Source organism: Bacillus sp. 22475 (genome assembly GCF_052044835.1).
GTDB lineage: Bacteria > Bacillota > Bacilli > Bacillales > Bacillaceae_G > Bacillus_A > Bacillus_A cereus.
This window is the reverse complement of record NZ_JBQENW010000018.1, coordinates 1-13,057: the sequence shown is the minus strand read 5'-3', so window position 1 is coordinate 13,057 and position 13,057 is coordinate 1. Positions and strand designations below refer to the sequence as shown.

Below are 13,057 nucleotides of genomic sequence, written 5' to 3'. Positions count from 1 at the left end.
GGCTCCTTTATTAAATATCTAAGTTTAAGTGTGGTTTATGATCTAAATGGTGATGTGTTTTAATGAATCGTACTGTTCTTGTTTTGTAACGCATTACGATAGAGTATGTTTCAGCTAAATCTCCGCCAAGGAATTTAACACCGTCTAATAACTCACCAGCAGATACACCAGTTGCTGAGAAGATTGCATCATCCCCAGATACTAAGTCATCTAACATAAGAAGTTGACGAGGGTCTTCTAATCCCATTTCACGACAACGAGCTTCTTCTTCTTCGTTCATTGGAACTAAGCGAGCTTGCATTTCACCTTCAAGGCACTTTAATGCTGCTGCAGAAATAACACCTTCTGGAGCTCCGCCAATACCTACGAATAAGTCGATACCCGTTCCAGGTAGTGCTGTTGCGATTGACGCACCAACATCACCGTCACCAAATAATTTTACGCGTGCACCTTTTGCACGAACACGGTCAATAATATCTTGATGACGTTCACGTTCTTGAACGATAACCGTTAGGTCACGAATCTTTTTATTGTTAGCTTCTGCTACAATTTCAATTGTTTTTTCAATTGGATCATCTAAGCTAATTTTACCAGCTGCTTTTGGACCAACCGCGATTTTTTCCATGTACATATCAGGAGCATGAAGAAGGTTCCCTTTGTCTGCGATTGCAATAACTGCCATTGCATTTGCAAGACCTTTTGCAACGATGTTTGTACCTTCTAATGGATCAACGGCGATATCTACTTCTGGACCGTTACCTGTTCCTAGTTCTTCACCAATATACAACATCGGTGCTTCATCAAGTTCTCCTTCACCAATTACAACTGTACCTGCCATGTTTACTGAATCGAACATATCACGCATTGCTGTAGTTGCTGCATCATCTGCTTCATTTTTCTTTCCGCGGCCCATCCACTGTGCGGATGCTAAGGCTGCTGCTTCTGTTACACGGACAATTTCTAGTGCGAGTTCACGTTCCAAGATTCCATTCCTCCAATTTCAAAAATCATACAAATATAACTATAACAAATAACGGAGAAAAGGTGAATTCGAAAAATTGTCGATTTTTTCAGAAGAAAGCGTTACAATTAAAATGTAAATGCTTTAATTTCCAGGTAGGTGACATTCATGTATTTTGTAGACAGAAAGAAAATAGAACAAATGCTAGTATGTTTAGAACGAGCAACAAGTACATTTCAAGAGAAAAAGATATATGAAACCGAGTTTGAATTTTACGCATTAGAGCGCATAGCCCATCTTATTATTGATACTGTATTAGATGTAGGAAATGCGATGATTGATGGATTTATTATGCGCGATCCAGGAAGCTATGAAGATATTATTGATATTTTAATGGATGAGCGAGTGATAAGTGAAGAAGATGGACAAGGGATGAAAGAAATTATCCTTCTTCGAAAAATGCTTACGCAAGATTATATTCAAATGAATCATGATGAATTATATAAGACGATTCAAAAACATGTTGCAGTGGTAGGAAAATACCCAGCAAATATTCGCAGTTATTTAGAAAAGGAATTAGGACCTGTATCTGCATTTGTACCAGAATAATTATGCTTATAAGATCCCCAGAGAATGCCTTTTGGGGATCTTATATTGTATGTGAGAAAGAAAAGGGAGAAGGGTGAAGTATGGGGGAAGCACGTACTACGAAAGACGAGATTGTACAATTGTTGAAAGTAAAGGGAGAGCACACAGTAGCTGAACTAGCTGACGTTTTAGAGATTACAGAAATGGCAATCAGAAGACATTTAAGTAATCTTGAGAAAGACGGACTCATTTATTCTAAGATGGTAAGGCAACATGTCGGAAGACCAACTTATTTGTATGGATTAAGTGAAAAGGGAGAAGATACATTCCCGAAAGAGTATAAGCAATTTGCGATTGATATGCTAGAAGATTTAGCTCGAATGGGCGATGAAAAAATACTTCGTTACGTTTTAAAAGAGAGAACGAAGCGAATGGAAGAACAGTTGCAAAAGAGAGTAAGTAATCAAAAGAATTTAGCATATAAAGTGCAAGAGATAGCAGCTATGCAAGAGAAAAATGGTTATATGGTTCAAATAAAGAGAGATGGAGAGAACTCTTTCGTAATTGAAAAACAAAACTGTCCGTTAAAAGAAATTGCAGAGAGATTCCCACAAGTATGTGAAGATGAAAAAGAGATGTATAAGCGTTTATTTACGAACGCAGATGTGAAAACGCTAGCAAACATGTGCGAGGGCGATTGTAGTTGTTCTTACCAAATAAAAGAGAAAAAATGAACGTTATGGGGCGCTTTAAGGTAAAGCGTTTTTTTCTTTGGAAAAAGCGGGTAATATAAGAGTGGTATGATAGGTGAGAACGTTAGCATAGAAGGAGAGACATAATGATGTATAAAGGTTACTTAATTGACTTAGACGGTACGATGTATCGCGGAGAAGAACAAATTGAAGAAGCGAGCGACTTCGTAAAAGCTTTAGGAGAACGCGGCATTCCTTATTTATTCGTTACGAATAACTCAACGCGTAAACCAGAACAAGTGGCAGAAAAACTTGTTCGTTTCGATATTCCAGCGAAAGCAGAGCAAGTATTCACAACGAGTATGGCGACTGCGAACTTCATTTATGAACGTAAACAAGATGCAACTGTATATATGATTGGTGAAGAAGGCTTACACGATGCACTTGTGGAAAAAGGATTTGAACTTGTGGATGAAAATCCTGATTTCGTTGTTGTTGGTTTAGATCGTGACATCACATATGAAAAGTTAGCAAAAGCGTGTCTTGCTGTGCGTAACGGTGCAACGTTTATTTCCACAAATGGGGACATTGCCATCCCAACTGAGCGCGGGTTATTACCAGGTAACGGTTCATTAACATCGGTTGTAGCAGTATCGACAGGTGTGGATCCAATCTTTATCGGAAAACCAGAATCAATCATTATGGAACAAGCTTTAAAAGTTCTTGGTATAGGAAAAGATGAAGCATTAATGGTTGGGGATAACTATGATACAGACATTTTAGCAGGAGTAAATGCTGGTATGCATACGCTTCTTGTCCACACTGGAGTCACAACTGTGGAGAAGTTAACAGAATACGAAGTTCAACCGACGCAAGTTGTGCATAACTTGACGGAGTGGATTGAGAAGATGTAATGAAATGCAGGTAACCGAAATAGGTTACCTGTTTTTTTATGCATAATTGCATATGTGCTATTGTCATATAAAATGTAAAATTTATATGTAAAGATATTGGAGGGAGGGAATCAGAGTGTACTGGATGTCATGTATTATGCTTGTTTTTACATTATGTGTTTTATTTTTTGTTCTATGGAAGATATATAAAATAAATGAAATGAAAAAAAGTGCGGGAAAACTTATTGCAACATATCCACGAGTGAAGAGACGTTGGATTGTATTACTTGGACCAGCATATTTCATTGGACAATGTATGTATATATATGCTCAGTACGTAAGTGGGGATATTGATACAGTTGAACAGTTTCTCATTCAGTTAGGTATTCATGCTGTAGCAAGTTGTTTTATGACTTTAATAGCCATCCATCTTATTAAAAGTGTACAAATATATGAAAAAGGTGTAGTAGACGGATTAAACTTTTATTCATACGAAGAATTAAAAGGTTATAAAACATCGACATGGGAAAATCCAAAAGAAAATATATTTTTATATCGCGGGCGCCAAAAAATGAATGACAATGTAAATTTACTTATTAAACAGGAAGATATGAATGAATTAGAAAGCATTCTTCAAAGATATATTCCGAAATTGATGATGAAATAAAAAACTCCGGTTTTAACAACCGGAGTTTTTTATTAGAACGCACGATTCACAACGTCTTTAACCTCTTCAAGATATTGCTTACGCACACTGTCATCCACAGAAGGGACACTTGTATAGAATGTATGCTCAAGTGTTTCAATACCTGTAAATTCAAAAATACCAACATCCGCTGTTTTCTTCATTGCGTCAAACATGCCGCCTGCTGTGTATGCTTCTTTCGTATTGCCCATTGTAGATAATAACAATCCTTTTTTATCGCTTAATAACTTTTCAATACCGTTTTCACCGTAAGCATAAGCGAATCCGTGGCTAAATACACGGTCAACGTATCCTTTTAAAATAGCAGGAAGTCCCGCCCACCACACTGGATAAATGAATGTAATGCTATCAGCCCAAGAGATATGCTCTTGTTCTTCTTTAATATCTTCGGGTGTGTTTCCTTGAGAAAATGAGATGAAATCGGAAGCGCCTAATACTGGATTGAAGTTTAATTCGTATAGATCGCGAACGCGTACTTCATGACCTTTTTCTTCTAATTCACGTTTTACCGTTTCTAAAATCGCATGGTTGAAGCTTTCTGTATTTGGGTGTGCATAAACGATTACATGTTTCATTGTTCTTCCTCCTATTTGTGGATATGTGAATAGCTATTTGTATGTCTGTAACTATTATGGTTACTACTTTTATAGAAGTCAAGTAATACATATGTATGTATAAAAAGACGCTCGAAAATCGCCTTTTTATACCCCGCTCATACAAAGTACAAAGAAGACGAATAAAATGATAACAATACCAATACCAAAGTTAAATACGAGAGTACTATCCATATATGTAGCCTCCTTATTTGAAAGTAAAAAACACTCTAGTTAAGAGTGCTTTTTTTATTTTGAATCTACTTTATAACTTTTAGAAAGTGATTCATGCGTGTAATGATTTACATTATTTTATGTATTTATACTTTGAAATGAGTAAGTCCTTGTTGGATATAGAAAAAAGACACTCGTTCGAGTGTCTTTTAAGATGACAAAATGTGCCAATTGCTTGAGGTTGATAAGACGCTAATTTCCGTGTTAACGCCTTTTCTCTAATCAAGAAGTGTAGCAACAGCGATTCAAATAAATTGTACCATCTGTTTAATCGCGGTGCGTATGCAATTGTGCATATTATGATCATGAGGTAGGTAATGAACTGTGAATAATTTGAAGTGATTTATTTACGATTTCTTCTGCGGCATATATGCCGATTGCGTCTGTTTTTAAAATATGGGGTTGTAAGTTATCATGCATTGCCCCTAACTCACCATGAAGTGGTGCGAAGGCATGGTTCGCCTTTTCAAGCATGCATAAATCAAGTAAAGAATCCCCAGCTGTAATAATCGTATCTATTTGCAAAATTTCTTTTATATATTGCACGGCGTCCCATTTATTAATTGGTTTTGGTACAAAGTATAGCTTTCTACCTTGAAGTGAATGATTCCAGCCTTGTTTGTCTAACCAGGAAGTGAAGGATGATAATTCATCATAAGGAATGTTCTCCCGTTTAATAATGCAATAATGGAATAGATCATCAGCTGTTTTTTGTGATATAACCCAATCTTTATGAGCTATTTGTCCAAATTCCTTTAGTATGTCGTTTCTCTCTATACATTCAACCGATAGTCTTTCTTTTACTGTCCTGTTCCAAGTACCATCTTGTTTACCGTTATAAAGGATATTGCCGCCGTTACTTGTAATGGCGTATTCGGGAATGATTTCGTTTTGGAATAAAGCAATACGCTGAAACTGCTCAATAGTTCTTGTTGTAACTGGGATGAAATGTGAGTGCAGTTGTAATTTTTTTAGTAGTGAAATGGTTTTATGTGATATGAAAGAAATTTCTTTTCCATCTAAAGTTTCAATGAGTTGAATTGATTCATCTTCTATAGGGGCACGAAACGATTTCCGGGAATAAATAAGCGTTTGATCAAGATCACTGGCGAAAATCATATTGTTTCCTTCCTAAGAGGCTTAATGAGCCCGCAACATGAATAAGCCATATTCTCATAGGTTTCAATTGGGACATTCTTTTCTTTAGTGAGAAGTAAAATATGCTTTAAATCGGGATTGTTTTGCTTACGTATTAAAATTTTCCACGGTATTCTCCGGAGTAATACACGAGTTGTTTCACCGACTCCTGGTTTAATTAAGTTAATATCGTCAATTTCAAAGTGATTTTGGATAGACTGTATATCTTTTAATCCTTGCCAAGAGGGATCAGTGTAAGTTGAAGTAATATAACGTAATTGATTATCTATATGAGAATGAACAGAAGGGAATAAATCTGTTACCTCATCAACGAAGAAATTTGATAAGTCTTCTTGCTCTAGCTCTTTATAATATTTAACACCATGAAAATCATTTGGACCGATATAGGTGTCATTTAGTACAGTGCGGCTAATTAGTCCAGAGACTGTTGCATTTAAGCAAGCGCTAGGAATAAGAAAATCTTCACGTGTACCGTAAATTGAAGTACAGTAACCGGGATCAGCAAGCACAGCCATACAATGAGAAATGTGTGTATTATTTCGTTCGTTAAATGTGTGTACTGCATATTCTAATTCTTTTTTTATTGCACCTTTTCCAGTCCACCCATCAATGAATTGAATTGTTTCTTTAGGGTGATGTTCCAAAATATAATGGAGTGCATTTTCATCAATACCGCGTCCGCGAATAATAGAAATACAATAGTGAGGTACATCAAGGTTGTATTGATAGCGTATGTAGCGTTTGATAAGAATGCCAATAGGTGTACCAGCACGAGCTAATGAAACGAGGACAAGGTTAGTTCCTTTAGTTTGTATAATCTGTTCGGCGACAACTCCAACAGCGATGGCTAGTTTGTGTTTGTATTGTTGCAGGGAAGAAAAGAATAAATCCATATACGCTTTAGATGGTTTATATTCCATTGGTAACATTTCGGAATAATGTGTGCCAGCTTGAATTGCTTGTTCTCTAGTTTCCGTGGAACTTTCTTTCATTAAATCACTAATATCTTTTAATAGAAAAATAGCATCATTTGGATTGTAACTACTAATATGAGAATTTACTTTTACCATAATTATCAACCTTCCTTTTCTATGCCATTTGAAAATGAGACGATATGAATAAAAGGAATAACTGTTTGTAACTGCTGTAGAAGAGGAAACAGGGCTTCTTCTCCTAAATCACGCTCAATAAAAACAAATACTTCATCGTAATCATGAGGTGAAATATTATAAAAGTAATTTGTAATAGTAGAATCTTCAGGACTTGGATATGAGAAATGATTATGAATGGCATAGTTCACATCATTTGAAACAGGATGGATAGGGCTTCTTGTTGTAGATTGATATAAAATATTTTCACCCATTTCAGCAGCAATTTTCATTGGGATATACATAAATTCACCCGTTCCGAGACAGAGTGTTCGTTTTCCAATTCTTTCTCTTTTTAAAGCTTTTCCTGCTTCTTGAGCGAAAGAATGAATGTGCTTTTGTTCATATGCTGAAATGCCAAATCGCCCAGTATATTTTATATAATTTGATGTATAAGGTGATTTTTGGCAGGTAAGGGTATGCTTTTTGAAATCAGGCTTTGTTTCTTTGATTTGAATATCTGTTTTTGCAATATTTAATGGTTGGCCAGTTGTATGAATACTGCCTTCTAATAAAGAAATAACATGAATCTTAATTTGAAGTTCTTCTTCTAATTGTTTAAATTGTTTTCTATTAGTATGAGAACGCCAGTCTAATAAAGAAGCAATTATATATTCTTCTCGTGGGAATTTATTTTGAATAGATCTAATAATATTTAATGCTGTTTTTCCTGTTGTCATCTCATCATCTACGAGAACAATTGGATTGTTGTTTTGAAAAAAGCTTTCATCTACATAACAACGGTGCGATGTTGCGTGAGAATGTTCTTCCTCAAATGTAATGACAGATTCTAGGTGGGGTATCGATTCCCTAGTTGTATGTACATACTTTGCATTTTGAAAGCATTGAAACATAGAATGACCAAGTGCTGTCGCTGTTTCAGCGAATCCGATGAACAAAACTTCTTCTTGCAGAGGATATTGATAACGAAATACTTCCTCTGGGATTTCATGAATTTCTAATGAAATGAGATTTAAAATTTCTTTTTGAAATGGATGAGAAGTATTATGTAGCATTTCCATATATCTTGCAGCGAGAGCAAATCCACTTGATAGAGAGACTGCAGGTTTAATAGGAAGATGCTTTCCAAGGATTGTACTCACAAATAAAAAACTACGTTTCTTATTTATTCTCGCAGCCATTTGAAACAGATTGTCTAGCGCTAAGTTATATGGATTATCACGTACTTTTACATGAACTTGTATATTATTTAAAACGTTATACGTGTTGCTTTGCGTTTGTAATAAGGAGATCGGTAAATTGTTTGTTTTCATGTAGCACCCCGTAAATATTAGATTTTAAAATGGTTTTGTGAGCCCAGCCATAATGTGGCTTTACTTCATTCATTTTGTTAGAAAAACTACTTTTTAGCACTCCATTATACGTATCTGCATTTTGTAAAATTGATCTCGCATCTAAATAATCTTCCATTGTGACAATATGCATTGCCTGTACAACTTTAATATGAGATGGGTGAATAACTGTCTTACCGATTAATCCATTTGCATGGTCGAGTGATACCTCTTGGATGAGCCCTTCTTCATAATTATTAGAAAAATATTCCCATACACATCCTGAAATAATATATTCATTTGTTGCCCTTGAGAAAACGTTAATAATGTCCGAAATACAATCACGAACAACAGTAATATGATAGATAGGTGTGTATTTATTACGCCGAATACTAAATATACTTGAAAAGTCAGTAGCACCAATACGTACATTTAAGATGTGATCGTGATAGGAATCTAGTAAATCCTTTATTTGTAATAATGATTCTATCCGTGTTTCTTTATACATAATTTCTGGTGATTCTAAAATCGGCATTCCATAAAGTGATAATGAGTATAACTCGTTTATATATGCAAGCTGATCGATATAAGTCTTTCCGTTAATCGGTGTGAATTTTGGAAAGACAAAACCACATAAACAATGAACAGCACTACCTAATTCAGTAACAATTGTCTTCAGTTGACTTGGCTGTCGAACTCTAATAAAAAGAAGCGGGATGTCTGCTTGATTTAGTATGTTGGCACTGACTAAGTTAGCGATTTGCTGTATTTGAACGACGATGTTTTGCTCTGCAAGTTTTACTTCCTCATCGCTGATAGCGTCCTCTAGACAAAGAATAATTGAGGTAGCATACACATGTTTCTTTCTAATTATATCTTCCGCAATCGTTTCTTTCGTGCCAGGAGTATATAGTGTGGCGCCTAGTGCGTAAGCTAGTTGTTCTTTCCCTATATTTTTTGAAAAACTAAGAGGTTCTTTATAGAAAAAATTTTGCCGTTCTTCCGAGGAGAGATAAGAAAAGTAATTCAAATTGTCACCACCTTATTTGTAATGATTCTGTTTAATCGTAACATAATAAGAAAAATCTTCCATAAAAATGAAGCGATAAATTAAAAAAATATATTGAGAAAGATGAATTATAAGATGAATATCGAATATTGTTAATAGAAATATAATAGGGGGAAAGAGAAAGTGGATATACATAAGTTAACGATAGAAGAAGCAAAGGAGATAAATACGTGGATGTACGAGGAACCATATAGTTTATATAGTTTTTCAGGCGAGAAAGAAGTAATAGAAGAGCTATTAGATGGAACGTATTATGGCTGTTGTGATGATCAAGGAGAGTTCATCGGCTATTTTTGTTTTGGAGAAAATGCACAAGTACCAGGTGGAAGAGATGCTAATTTATATGGTGGAGAAGATGCAATTGATATCGGACTTGGTATGAAGCCGGCGTTAACTGGGAAAGGAATGGGGAAAGAATTTTTCCAAGCTGGAATAGCGTTTGCCACGAAAGAGTTTAACGCAAACATGTTTCGATTAAGTGTAGCAACATTTAATACAAGAGCGATAACGTTATATAAAAATATCGGATTTAAGCAAGGGCCTATTTTTTTGAGCCGCGGAAGAGAATTTATGCTTATGGAATACGAAAGACCGTCAGCATGAAACTGACGGCCTAGAAAACATTATTATTCCGAGTGATCAGCTCGGTGCGCTAAACGGCTTGAGGCAGCAGCAGCAATTCCGCCAACGATATCGTCAAGGAACGTGTGCACTTTTCCAGTTGATTTATCATTTAAGTATTCTAAAATACCAGGTTTTAATTTATCGATATATCCAAAGTTCGTGAAACCGATAGATCCGTATACATTCACGATAGAAAGTGCGATAACTTCATCAATTCCGTATAAGCCTTCATCACGTTTTACAATATCTTGTAACGGCTCACTTAGCATTCCCTTTTCAGCAAGGACATCAAGCTCGATACCAGTAATCAGTGCGTTTTGTACTTCACGTTTTGATAGTACACGTTCTACATTGTAACGGCATTCTGACATCTCTAAATTTGGATGATATTTTTTTTGAAGAAAATGAACAAGTTCAGCAATATCGTCAATTGTTACACCGCGTTCTTGTAATAGTTGTAATGCTCTTTCTTGTAGTTGATTTGATTCTTTCATGTTTATCACCTTTTTTTCTTTTTAGTATTTGTATACGTTTCGTTGCTTTATCATGTGCATAGGAATGAAAGGCGAGCACAAGCTCATATATATAAAGAAAAACCATAGGTGGCGACTGCGATGATTCAGCATATTTATGAGCATTATCACATGCATGTTAAAGAATTAATCCCCCTTGGCCCCTATAAAAGCTTTTGGATTCGCAACAAAATTTATGTACTTGTTCCAATTGGAGAAATGGAGGAAGAAGTACTTGTAGAGATGAAAAAGCTCAGTGATTATATGAACCAGCAAGGGGATATAACTGTAGCGACTTTCGTTCCGACTATACACGGCTACTATGTAAGTGAGATAGAAGAACAAAATTACTGCTTATTAAAAGGTATGCGCACGTTAGAACGACATGCTATGTCATTAGGAAGTGAGCTTTCTATATTCCATAAACGAGGTGCATTCTTTCCAGAAGAAATTGAGCAATTAAGCCGTATTGGTGAATGGAAAGCGTTATGGGAAAAAAGGCTCGATCAATTAGAAAAGTTTTGGCAATCACAAGTGATGAACCACCCTTCAGATGTATTCGATCAATTGTTTATTGAATCCTTCCCGTATTACTTAGGAGTTGCAGAAAATGCAATTCAATATGTTGTCGATACAGAAATGGATGATACGCCGCAACTAACGGATGCAGCAACAATTTGCCAAGAACGATTCACACCTTTATTATGGCATCAAACGAAGCGGCTCAAACTCCCTTTTGATTGGGTATATGATCACCCGAGTCGAGATATTGCAGAATGGATCCGCCATATGACGATAGAAAAAAAGAAAGACTGGGAGCAAACAATCGTTCAATTTGTTACAGATTATGAACGGAATTATTCGCTATCCTCATTTGGTTGGCGCTTATTATTTGCAAGGCTCCTGTTCCCGCTTCACTATTTTGAAACGGTCGAACGATATTACCAAACTGGAAACGAAGAACAAAAAAGCATATATAGAGATCGCTTAGAAGCCATTTTACACGATGTGAACCGCTCAGAGCAATTTATGAAGCATTTTTATGGTTCACTTCGTTTACCAGTAGATAAGCTTGGGATTAGAAAATTAGATTGGCTATCTTAAAAGTATAAAAAAGAGACCGATGGAGGTCTCTTTTTTATACCACAATTTTATGTAATACATTATGCCCCTACCTGTTGATCTGTACATATATTTAAAACGAATTGATGCCTTTCAAGTTTTTCATTTACTTTACCCAATAATTCTTGCTGGATTTCTTTAAATAAAAATTGATAGCTTGTATTCCATGTTGGTATAACGGATGAAAGGCCTAATAAATACTCTTTTTTCTTTTCTAGTTCTTGAATTGTTAAAAAAGTGTTCCCCATTTTTGGCATGTGTCGTCCCCCTATGTTTTTTACTTTATATGTGTGAACGATTCACTATATAGTATTAATTATCGCATTTTTTGAGAAGGATTTCCAATTTTGTTTTATGATGTTAACGGATAAGTGATATTTGAATAAAAAAAGAGACCCAAATGGGTCTCTTTTTAGAAAGCGATTCTGAACGAGCCGCTTCCGCTTTTAGATTAATATCTAGCTCCAGCGGCTAGAACAGTCGGCCATTTCGCGCCTTCCTGTGAGGCAAAAAGCGCCTCTTCGTCAGGAGCTCCAATGACCTCCTGTTCTGAACGAGCCGCTTCCGCTTTTAATTAAAATACTTGTTCTACTTCGATAACGCCTGGTACTTCTTCAAGTAACGCGCGTTCGATACCAGCTTTTAGTGTGATTGTAGAACTTGGGCAGCTTCCGCATGCACCCATAAGGCGTAGTTTTACGATACCTTCTTCAATGTCTACTAATTCAACGTCTCCGCCATCGCGAAGTAAGAATGGACGTAATTTATCTAATACTTCTAATACTTGTTCTTGCATATGTGGGTTTTCCATTTTTATCGACTCCTTTCATCAGTTTTATTATAATCAAGATAGAGGGGAAAATCTATTTTTTCTCTTCTTGTTTTATTGTCGAAATATTGTATCGTGTTTTTTCAGTATAGGGGTATGGAATAAGTTTGTAAAATGATGTGCTTATGTAATAAGACATCTGAATATACTGTTGGGACAAGAAGTGGGGGAGAAGAAATGGTTAATGTTCAAGTGTATGGGACGAAAGTAATTTGTGCGAGCTGCGTCGGAATGCCATCTTCAACAGAAACGTTTGAATGGTTACAAGCGGCAATTGGTCGTAAATATGAAGGACAAGAAAATAAATTTAATTTCGAGTATATTGATTTCCAAGAAGAACAAGAAGATGAAGATAAAAAAGCATTCGCAGAGCGCGTAGTGGAAGAAGATTTATTTTATCCGGTCGTTCTTGTAAATGGAGAAATTGTTGGAGAAGGAAATCCTCGTTTGAAGGATGTTTACGAAGAAATCGAGAAATATTTATAAAACAAGAAGTCTTTGCGAATTTTGAAGTGCACCCCAATTGTTAGACACATCCTAACAATTGGAGGTGCATTTTTTATGGCTAAATTTTCTTCAAAAGAAAAAATCCAAGCGGTGAAACGATATTTAGATGGTACAGAAAGTGGAAAAACA

At 35.8% G+C, this 13,057-nt stretch carries 16 protein-coding genes; 7 read left to right on the top strand and 9 right to left on the bottom strand.

Annotated elements, in window-relative coordinates:
* Window positions 1–10: 10 nt before the first annotated feature.
* Window positions 11–982 (bottom strand): class II fructose-bisphosphatase, encoded by a 972-nt coding sequence (glpX, locus tag ACTJJY_RS22635; protein ID WP_000439090.1) that lies wholly within the window; start codon window positions 980–982, stop codon window positions 11–13.
* Window positions 983–1,129: 147 nt separating this feature from the next.
* Here glpX and ACTJJY_RS22630 point away from each other — a divergent pair, with 147 nt between their 5' ends.
* From ACTJJY_RS22630 to ACTJJY_RS22615, 4 genes are all read left to right on the top strand, one after another.
* Window positions 1,130–1,570, top strand: coding sequence for a DUF86 domain-containing protein (locus ACTJJY_RS22630; protein ID WP_153593335.1), 441 nt, complete (start codon window positions 1,130–1,132; stop codon window positions 1,568–1,570).
* An 80-nt stretch (window positions 1,571–1,650) separates the two neighbouring features.
* The gene (locus ACTJJY_RS22625) at window positions 1,651–2,283 is read left to right on the top strand and encodes a helix-turn-helix transcriptional regulator (RefSeq protein WP_000503347.1); all 633 of its coding nucleotides are present in this window, start codon (window positions 1,651–1,653) and stop codon (window positions 2,281–2,283) included.
* Window positions 2,284–2,390: 107 nt separating this feature from the next.
* Complete coding sequence (locus tag ACTJJY_RS22620) at window positions 2,391–3,155, top strand: TIGR01457 family HAD-type hydrolase (protein WP_000276470.1); 765 nt, start codon at window positions 2,391–2,393, stop codon at window positions 3,153–3,155.
* A 115-nt stretch (window positions 3,156–3,270) separates the two neighbouring features.
* Window positions 3,271–3,801, top strand: a complete 531-nt coding sequence (locus ACTJJY_RS22615) for an iron ABC transporter substrate-binding protein (RefSeq protein ID WP_440606607.1) — start codon at window positions 3,271–3,273, stop codon at window positions 3,799–3,801.
* A 32-nt stretch (window positions 3,802–3,833) separates the two neighbouring features.
* Here the strand turns inward: ACTJJY_RS22615 and ACTJJY_RS22610 are convergent, their stop codons facing one another.
* The 5 genes from ACTJJY_RS22610 to ACTJJY_RS22590 form a co-directional block, all read right to left on the bottom strand.
* Window positions 3,834–4,415, bottom strand: coding sequence for an NAD(P)H-dependent oxidoreductase (locus ACTJJY_RS22610; protein WP_440606606.1), 582 nt, complete (start codon window positions 4,413–4,415; stop codon window positions 3,834–3,836).
* 555 nt (window positions 4,416–4,970) lie between these two features.
* Complete coding sequence (locus tag ACTJJY_RS22605) at window positions 4,971–5,786, bottom strand: HAD family hydrolase (protein WP_440606605.1); 816 nt, start codon at window positions 5,784–5,786, stop codon at window positions 4,971–4,973.
* Window positions 5,783–6,895 (bottom strand): cysteine protease StiP family protein, encoded by a 1,113-nt coding sequence (locus tag ACTJJY_RS22600; RefSeq protein WP_440606604.1) that lies wholly within the window; start codon window positions 6,893–6,895, stop codon window positions 5,783–5,785. Before ACTJJY_RS22600 ends, ACTJJY_RS22605 begins: the two co-directional genes overlap by 4 nt.
* A gap of 5 nt (window positions 6,896–6,900) precedes the next feature.
* Window positions 6,901–8,247, bottom strand: coding sequence for a phosphoribosyltransferase family protein (locus ACTJJY_RS22595; protein WP_440606603.1), 1,347 nt, complete (start codon window positions 8,245–8,247; stop codon window positions 6,901–6,903).
* Entirely contained in the window at window positions 8,192–9,295 is a 1,104-nt protein-coding gene (locus ACTJJY_RS22590; protein WP_440606602.1) for an HpcH/HpaI aldolase/citrate lyase family protein, read from the bottom strand. The genes ACTJJY_RS22595 and ACTJJY_RS22590 overlap by 56 nt, the downstream gene beginning before the upstream one ends.
* Window positions 9,296–9,457: 162 nt before the next feature.
* On the opposite strand from ACTJJY_RS22590, the gene ACTJJY_RS22585 reads away from it, so the two are divergent.
* Window positions 9,458–9,937: a GNAT family N-acetyltransferase gene (locus ACTJJY_RS22585; protein WP_440606601.1), complete on the top strand. Its 480-nt coding sequence runs from the start codon at window positions 9,458–9,460 to the stop codon at window positions 9,935–9,937.
* A gap of 23 nt (window positions 9,938–9,960) precedes the next feature.
* Here the strand turns inward: ACTJJY_RS22585 and ACTJJY_RS22580 are convergent, their stop codons facing one another.
* A complete protein-coding gene (locus ACTJJY_RS22580; protein ID WP_000665102.1) occupies window positions 9,961–10,452 on the bottom strand; it encodes a phosphatidylglycerophosphatase A family protein in 492 nt (163 codons plus the stop codon).
* Between the two features lie 120 nt (window positions 10,453–10,572).
* Between ACTJJY_RS22580 and yutH the strand changes: the two genes are divergently transcribed.
* On the top strand, window positions 10,573–11,574 hold the full coding sequence (gene yutH / locus ACTJJY_RS22575) for a spore coat putative kinase YutH (protein WP_000614218.1): 1,002 nt from the start codon (window positions 10,573–10,575) through the stop codon (window positions 11,572–11,574).
* A gap of 59 nt (window positions 11,575–11,633) precedes the next feature.
* On the opposite strand, the gene ACTJJY_RS22570 is transcribed toward yutH, so the two are convergent.
* Window positions 11,634–11,849: a hypothetical protein gene (locus ACTJJY_RS22570; RefSeq protein WP_001125498.1), complete on the bottom strand. Its 216-nt coding sequence runs from the start codon at window positions 11,847–11,849 to the stop codon at window positions 11,634–11,636.
* Between the two features lie 317 nt (window positions 11,850–12,166).
* A complete protein-coding gene (locus tag ACTJJY_RS22565; protein ID WP_000431159.1) occupies window positions 12,167–12,403 on the bottom strand; it encodes a NifU family protein in 237 nt (78 codons plus the stop codon).
* Window positions 12,404–12,598: 195 nt separating this feature from the next.
* On the opposite strand from ACTJJY_RS22565, the gene ACTJJY_RS22560 reads away from it, so the two are divergent.
* Window positions 12,599–12,907 carry a YuzD family protein gene (locus ACTJJY_RS22560; RefSeq protein ID WP_000248590.1) on the top strand — a complete coding sequence of 103 codons (309 nt, stop codon included), beginning with the start codon at window positions 12,599–12,601 and terminating at the stop codon, window positions 12,905–12,907.
* Window positions 12,908–13,057 lie beyond the last annotated feature (150 nt).

Excerpts from the sequence above, each read along its gene's own strand:
- ACTJJY_RS22610 (WP_440606606.1), bottom strand. The coding sequence starts at position 4,415 with ATGAAACATGTAATCGTTTATGCACACCCAAATACAGAAAGCTTCAAC.
- ACTJJY_RS22570 (WP_001125498.1), bottom strand. The coding sequence starts at position 11,849 with ATGCCAAAAATGGGGAACACTTTTTTAACAATTCAAGAACTAGAAAAG.
- ACTJJY_RS22605 (WP_440606605.1), bottom strand. The coding sequence starts at position 5,786 with ATGATTTTCGCCAGTGATCTTGATCAAACGCTTATTTATTCCCGGAAA.
- ACTJJY_RS22630 (WP_153593335.1), top strand. The coding sequence starts at position 1,130 with ATGTATTTTGTAGACAGAAAGAAAATAGAACAAATGCTAGTATGTTTA.
- yutH (WP_000614218.1), top strand. The coding sequence starts at position 10,573 with ATGATTCAGCATATTTATGAGCATTATCACATGCATGTTAAAGAATTA.
- ACTJJY_RS22600 (WP_440606604.1), bottom strand. The coding sequence starts at position 6,895 with ATGGTAAAAGTAAATTCTCATATTAGTAGTTACAATCCAAATGATGCT.
- ACTJJY_RS22580 (WP_000665102.1), bottom strand. The coding sequence starts at position 10,452 with ATGAAAGAATCAAATCAACTACAAGAAAGAGCATTACAACTATTACAA.
- ACTJJY_RS22560 (WP_000248590.1), top strand. The coding sequence starts at position 12,599 with ATGGTTAATGTTCAAGTGTATGGGACGAAAGTAATTTGTGCGAGCTGC.
- ACTJJY_RS22565 (WP_000431159.1), bottom strand. The coding sequence starts at position 12,403 with ATGGAAAACCCACATATGCAAGAACAAGTATTAGAAGTATTAGATAAA.
- ACTJJY_RS22595 (WP_440606603.1), bottom strand. The coding sequence starts at position 8,247 with ATGAAAACAAACAATTTACCGATCTCCTTATTACAAACGCAAAGCAAC.
- ACTJJY_RS22620 (WP_000276470.1), top strand. The coding sequence starts at position 2,391 with ATGTATAAAGGTTACTTAATTGACTTAGACGGTACGATGTATCGCGGA.
- ACTJJY_RS22625 (WP_000503347.1), top strand. The coding sequence starts at position 1,651 with ATGGGGGAAGCACGTACTACGAAAGACGAGATTGTACAATTGTTGAAA.